Raw genomic sequence first — 4,371 nt, 5'->3', positions numbered from 1 at the left:
CTCGATGGGCTGCTGGCCCTTTAAGCTGTCGAGGTCAATCGTCATCTAGTAATCCCGGTGCGAGTTTCAGACTTCCGGCGGCCCTTTGCGCGGCGGCAAGAGCCGGGGCCGGTCGTGAATCTGAACTTGCTCGAACCTCGCCGGTTCCGGTGCGCTGCGGCTTGCTCGCGCGCGAGCCAGGCGGGAAGTGCGGGCAGGCATGAGCACTGATGTGGTGGCGACCTAGGTCCAAGGCAGGAACCCTCCTTGATGCCGCGGGTTTCGGAGGCCCCGGCAAAAAAAGAGAGATACAAAAATGAGAACTTTGCTTCTGACACTCGCGGTTGGACTCGCGCTCGGGTCCACGCCGGTGCTGGCCCAAAACAACAACGCCAATCCGGCAGCGCCCGGCCAGGACCGCACCTGCCTCGTGACGACCGGCACGCCGAACAGCTGGAACGATGTCGACGTCGTCGGCACGAAATGGCTGCCCCGCAAGGCCGCGGAAGCCCAGGCCAAGAAGGACCCGACCACCATGCGGACCTTCGACTACGCCGACGATCCGCTCGTCACCGGCGGCACGTACGCCTCGGCGGAAGAGCTATGCAACAAGCACTTCGTGCACTGAGCGAGCATCGCACCGGCAATATGGACTGCCAGGTGCCACAGGCCCCGGTTCCCCAGAGGAGGCCGGGGCCTTTCGGCAGCCGGCTGCGGCCTAGTTTTGGATGACGGTGGTCGCCCGCACACTGTCGATGATCACCTTGGGTGCGGGCATGTGCCAGATAACCTGATACGCTTCGATCACATCGAACGGCCTCACCTCGCGGCCGGCCAGCGCCACCCACGGCGGCACCTGCAGCCCAAGAAGGGCGGCAAGCGTCACCCGTGCCGCGGCACTGCCTTGATCATAGGGCAGCTGCGCACCGACGCCCTTGATCATGCCGTGCCTCGCCATTTCGAGGGCAACATCGTTGCCCAGGTCCACAGTAGTGATCGGAACCTCGCGCCCCCGCTCCGCGAGCGCCCGCACGGCCTTCATGGCAGGCACGTCCCAGACTGCGAAGATTCCCGAGAGGCCGGGGGTCTTGTCCACCATTGCGAGCGCCGCTTGCCCGGCGCCATCAAGCTCGGCAAAGCGCTCGCGGACGAGGGTGATGTCGGGCCGGTGGAGGCTCATCCATTTTCGGAAGGCGATTTCACGCTCATGGGTGGCGAAGAAGTCGATGCCGTAGCCGAGGATGCCGGCGGCGCCATTGGCCGGAATATGGGCCGACAGCATGGAGGCGCAACTCTCGCCGAGGCCAAAATTGTCGGTCGAGACGACGCTGGCATAGTCGGTGCCGGGGAGCATGCCGGTCGGTGCATTGTCCAAGAGGACCAGCTTGCAGCCGCTCTGCGTCAGGTTGCGATGGGCGCTCGCCACGCGGGCATTGCCGATTGGGATGGAAATGATTGCGTCTACCGGCCGACGCGCCAGCCGGGTCAGGGCGGCGATCTGCAGTTCGACGTCGAAATTGCAGTCGACCACCTCGACCACGGCCGCCGAATAGTGGCCGAGCGTTGCGGCGATTCCTGCCAGCTCCTGCTTGGACCAATCGCTTGTGGTCGTGTGGAGGACCACCGCCACCGAAAAGCGGCGGGCCCTGGCTTTGGCCGCATCGGATTCGGTCAGCTGAATCTGGTCAGCGGGAACAGCCCGCTCGCCATGTGGACCGAGCCCTGCAATGGACATGTCGGTCGGCCCGCTCATGGTGCAGTCTGCCCTGATGGGGCCATTTCGAGCGCCAGTGTTCTTTTGTATCGCTCCAGGCCCCTTTGGAAGTCAGGATGCCGGAGCGGCGTGCCATGTCCGATCCAGCCTTGCAGTGTGGACGATGAGAACAGTTCCTCCACCACCACCTGTGCGGCGCCGACCAGACCGGCTGAGGCCCCCATTTGCGAGCGCATGATCTGGAGATCGCGCGACACCATGGGATGAGACTGGCGGTACACCGCTTCGCGAATACCCGCCAACAGGCTGTCGCCGCCCGATTCGGCGACAAGCCCGCCAATGACAATGAGTGCGGGATTGATCAGGTTGGTCAGCGGGGCGAGCGCCTCGCCCACCATCCGACCACACCGGCCGAGCAGTTCGACACAGAACAAGTCCCCCAGCTGCGCAGCATGGCCGATATCCACGACCGAGACTTCGCCCTGCCGCAACAACACCTGGGCCAGGTATGGGCTGCGGCCATCCTCAGCGGCGGCCATGCCTTCCCGGGCGAGGGCGTCTGCCCCCGCCACTGCCCCAAGCAGTTCGTCGCCCACCCTGCTGTGGCCGATCATGCCGGCAGCGCCCTGGGCTCCGCGATGCAATCGGCCCTCGGAAATAAGGCCGGCGGTGATCGAGCGGCCCAGCTTGACATAGATGATGTCGCTGAGGCCGCGACCGCCCCCGGCTTTGGCCTCGCCCATGGTCATCGTCTGAACGCCGCTGCGGGCGAAGATCGGCACGCCGTACCGCATCGACAGCCGTTCGAGGAACGGGAAGCCCTGCCAGGATTGCATGCCCTGCAGCACCGGTACGGTCCCAAAAACGGCAGCCGGCTTTTCGATCGGCCCGGGCAAGGCAAGCCCGATTCCCCAGGGCGCGGGCTTTTCGGTCTCCTTTAGCAGCCAATCGAAGATGGTGGCCAGTCGCTCCAGAATTGCCTCCGGCCCGGCATCGAGCCGCGCTGCCTCATGGTGCTCGACGAGCATCTGACCATTCAGATCGGCAACGCCCAGGGCGATGGAGTTCTGGTCGATCGCCGAAACCAGGAGCGAGCCGGCATCCTGCCGGAAGCGCATCTGCCGCGGCGCCCTCCCGCCGGTGGCCTGGCCAAGCTCGCCTTCCCGGAGCAGCCCTAGATCGATCATGGTCGTGAGCCGATCGGCGACGACGGCCCGGCCCAGTTCGGAATGGCGCTCGAGTTCCTGCCGCGTCGTGGCTGTCTCGGTCCGTACCAGATTGAGCAGCAGCGCCAGACTCGACTGCGCAGCGTCAACGGTGCGCGGACGGCCCACCGTTCGCAATGCTGCCTTCCCCTCTGCCAATCGCCGAACCCTACAACCTGACTGATTTCCCAACCTAATCCGGCCGGCTTTTGGCTTCAAGGAGAGGCTTACGCCTATTTTTCAGCCGAAGTATGCGGTCATCTGCATAACAAATGTTGACTTAGTGCCGGGTACCGGCATAGCTCTCGTCATCAAGATCGGCCCACAAGGCTGACCAACCCCGGCATTGCCGGACTCGCTCGGAGGAAGACGCCCATGGCTGTAAGGCTGGCCTATCACGCCAATTGTTGGGGACCGCTCGGCGGCAACGCGGTGGGTGTGACCTCAATCACCCAGCTGACGTACCGGACCTTTGCCGACATGGACCTCGCCTTCGCCGACATCGCGCGGGCGGGCTATGAAGGAGTTGAGATCTTCGACGGCAACCTGCTCGAGGAGGCGCCGACGGTCTTGCGGGGCAAGCTTGCCGATGCCGGCCTGGAGCTGGTGTCGACCTATTCGGGCGCCAATTTCATCTTTCCAGACATCCTGCCCGAAGAGCTGGCCCGGATCGAACGGGTCGCCGCGGCAGCCGCGGAAGCAGGCGCCAGCCACTACGTTATCGGCGGTGGCGCCAAGCGGACGGGCGGCATTCTGGAAGACGACTTCAAGCGGCTCGGCGAGGCGCTCGACCGGGCCGGCGAGATCGCCGGGCGGGCCGGGCTGCGGGCTCACTACCATCCACACCTTTCCACCATCGTCGAGGGGCCCTCGGAGGTGACCAGGATTTTCGGCCTGACGAGCCTCGACTTCTGTCCCGATACCGCACACCTCGCCGCGGCCGGTGGCGATCCGGCGGCACAGGTTCGCGAATTCGCCGGGCGGATCGGCCTCGTGCATCTCAAGGGCCTGCAGCGCGAACCGTTCGGCTTCACGCCGCTCGATGCCGGTGATCTCGACAACGGAGCGGTTATCCGGGCGCTCAAGGACACGAACTATTCCGGCTGGGTCATGGCCGAACTCGATAGCTGGCCCGATCCCTTCGAGGGAGCGGCGCGTAGCCACGCATTCCTGAAACGGCATTTCGCCTGACCAGGCCAACACCAAAGTCACCAAAGGGAGGAAACCATGGGACATTTCAAGACGACGGCAATACTGGCGGCAGCATTGCTGACCGGCACCCTCGCCGGGGCCGCATTCGCACAGAGCCCCGATGAAGCGCTGGCCGCACTTGCCAACCAGACGCTGAGCACCGGCCCGAGCGGCGAGAGCCCGGTTTCGGCGAGTGAGGTCACGCTTTCGGATGACGAACTGGCCAAGATCAAGGCCATGGGCGCCACCGCCGCCATCGTCATGCACTACGGTGGCGACGAC

4 protein-coding genes and 1 pseudogene are annotated in these 4,371 nt (G+C 64.9%); 3 read left to right on the top strand and 2 right to left on the bottom strand.

Translation table 11 applies throughout. The features are described from left to right. The first annotated feature begins 295 nt into the window (after positions 1-295). Positions 296-607: a hypothetical protein gene (locus JWQ89_RS08530; protein WP_299640096.1), complete on the top strand. Its 312-nt coding sequence runs from the start codon at positions 296-298 to the stop codon at positions 605-607. Between the two features lie 90 nt (positions 608-697). Here JWQ89_RS08530 and JWQ89_RS08525 read toward each other — a convergent pair whose 3' ends face one another. Then, positions 698-1,732 carry a substrate-binding domain-containing protein gene (locus tag JWQ89_RS08525; RefSeq protein WP_299640095.1) on the bottom strand — a complete coding sequence of 345 codons (1,035 nt, stop codon included), beginning with the start codon at positions 1,730-1,732 and terminating at the stop codon, positions 698-700. After that, entirely contained in the window at positions 1,729-3,027 is a 1,299-nt protein-coding gene (locus tag JWQ89_RS08520; RefSeq protein ID WP_299640098.1) for an ROK family protein, read from the bottom strand. Before JWQ89_RS08520 ends, JWQ89_RS08525 begins: the two co-directional genes overlap by 4 nt. Before the next feature lie 246 nt (positions 3,028-3,273). Between JWQ89_RS08520 and JWQ89_RS08515 the strand changes: the two genes are divergently transcribed. Together JWQ89_RS08515 and JWQ89_RS08510 are read left to right on the top strand one after the other, a co-directional pair. Continuing rightward, positions 3,274-4,089 carry a sugar phosphate isomerase/epimerase family protein gene (locus JWQ89_RS08515; RefSeq protein ID WP_299640094.1) on the top strand — a complete coding sequence of 272 codons (816 nt, stop codon included), beginning with the start codon at positions 3,274-3,276 and terminating at the stop codon, positions 4,087-4,089. A gap of 36 nt (positions 4,090-4,125) precedes the next feature. Beyond that, positions 4,126-4,371: pseudogene (locus tag JWQ89_RS08510) on the top strand (sugar ABC transporter substrate-binding protein); the annotation flags it as partial.

It is taken from the genome of Devosia sp. (assembly GCF_028290645.1).
Taxonomy (GTDB): domain Bacteria; phylum Pseudomonadota; class Alphaproteobacteria; order Rhizobiales; family Devosiaceae; genus Devosia_A.
Note: the sequence above shows the minus strand (reverse complement) of the source record. Positions and strands in the feature narration are given on the sequence as shown.